We start from the raw sequence: 524 nt of genomic DNA, 5'->3' as shown, positions 1-524 counted from the left end.
GTGACCTGCTCGGTGACCGCGCCGGTCAGATCCTGGGCGGTGATCACGGGCGCATCATTGGTGCCGGTGATGGTGACCGTGACGATCTTGTCGACCGTCGAGGTGCCGTCAAACAGATGGACCGTGAAGGTCTCGGTCTTGGTCTGGCCCTGCGCCAGATATTGGATCGCGCTGTCGGCAACCGAGTAGTTCCAGGTGATCACCCCACCGGTGCCGGTGGTGCGCGAGTCAACGGTGGTGATCGACGCCGTCAGCGTGCCGAGCGCCCCGGCCGACGGCGTCACACTGGTGACGCTGTGGGTGTCGGAAAGGTCGACGTCGCTGAACGACAGCGTGCCGCTCGCCGTCTCGCTGGTCGGATGGGCGTCCTCAGTCACCGCGCCGCTGGCGCTATTGCCGGCGCCAACCGTGATCACCGCATTGTCGTTGGTGCCGGTGATGGTGACGGTGACGATCTTGTCGACCGTCGAGGTGCCGTCAAACAGATGGACCGTGAAGGTCTCGGTCTTGGTCTGGCCCTGCGC

At 65.1% G+C, this 524-nt stretch carries 1 protein-coding gene; it reads right to left on the bottom strand.

Features of this window, described 5'->3' with window-relative positions; genetic code table 11:
* Window positions 1–524: VCBS domain-containing protein (locus AC0L30_RS27990; RefSeq protein ID WP_473405681.1), on the bottom strand; the 524-nt coding region annotated here is incomplete at both ends.

It is taken from the genome of Bradyrhizobium sp. MI1.11 (assembly GCF_055811255.1).
This window is presented reverse-complemented; position numbering and strand designations above follow the sequence as displayed.